Source organism: Psychrobacter sp. 1Y4, assembly GCF_051847555.1.
Genome location: NZ_JBPYDE010000099.1, coordinates 1 through 1,207 on the forward strand (window position 1 = coordinate 1; position 1,207 = coordinate 1,207).

Annotated in this window: 1 protein-coding gene; it reads right to left on the reverse strand. The window is 40.3% G+C overall.

Features of this window, described 5'->3' with window-relative positions:
* A partial coding sequence (locus tag ACS8FC_RS14480) for a UvrD-helicase domain-containing protein (protein WP_439297277.1) occupies window positions 1-1,207 on the reverse strand: 1,207 nt, incomplete at both ends.

The following is a 1,207-nucleotide window of genomic DNA, read 5'->3' on the forward strand; positions in this document are numbered from 1 at the left end:
TATGTTTCTGTGGCGTTCTTGGAAGGATTTAGAGAAGATATTGATGTCATATTTAGGGGCCAGTAGTTCAAGAACAAACTCTGATGGAGCCGTCGGGCTAGCAATAATATATGATTTCTTTTTACAACGCGTTATGCCGACATATAGCAAGCGTCGCTCTTCAGAATGAGGAAATGAGTCTAATATTGGAAGTAGCGCCTCAGGGATAGCATCCTCACGATTTCCATTAGGGAAGCCACTTTTTCCTTGGAAAAAACCAATCAAGATGCAGTAGTCAGCTTCAAGCCCTTTAGATTTGTGAAAGCTCCAAAAGTGAATACCTTTGGACTTTTCTTTACCTAGAAAATTACGTGAATCCTTTAATAGATAGTTATATCTAGCAATAATTGCTATCGAACCTTCAGGGTCATTTGCTCTGATCTTGCTGACAACCTCAGCGACTCTTTTATAGACACCATTCTCTTCACCAGTCTTATCATCTAATAAATATACTTGTGATTCATCAACCACGTCGTGTGTTTTGATGTGTTTCTGATACTGTTCAAGATTCTCCATGATGAACGTTCCAGCAGTATCAGCAATGCTATTATTATAGCGGAATGTCTTTTGGAGCTTTGTCAGTGTATGCGGTCCAACCAGCTCATTAAATCTAGTGGTGAGCTCAAGTTTACCACCTGAGAATCGATAGATAGACTGCCAATCATCACCGACAACCGTTAATGAGGGGTCAGGCCCTTTTTTGATAATGCTGTTAACAAACTCCATCCGAGAGGCAGATATGTCTTGAAACTCGTCAACAAGAATATATTTCCAGTGAGGTTTATATTGACCATTATCTACGACTGCAATTGCACGGATAATCATATCGTCAAAGTCAATTGAATCAGTAGCTGCAAGCTCTTCAACATACGCGTTGTGCAAGTCAGTTAGAATACGTGTCTTCTTCTTTGCTTGTGAGATACGAGCTTTCTCTAGCCTATCTAGAATTGAGTCTTCATCTAATCTTTCAAATCGAATGGCTTGTAAGGCCTTGATAAGCATTTTGCTCCAAGTGGCAATTTGATTACCTTCCTTAAGCTTAGAGAGTAACTCTTTTGAAGTGTCTTCAACCGAATTTTCATCGGGAATAACTCCCACGGCAGCCAGTCGTTCTTCAAGACGAGCTTCGAGTGCATCTTCGGTCCAGTCATAATGGAATGTTTCCACT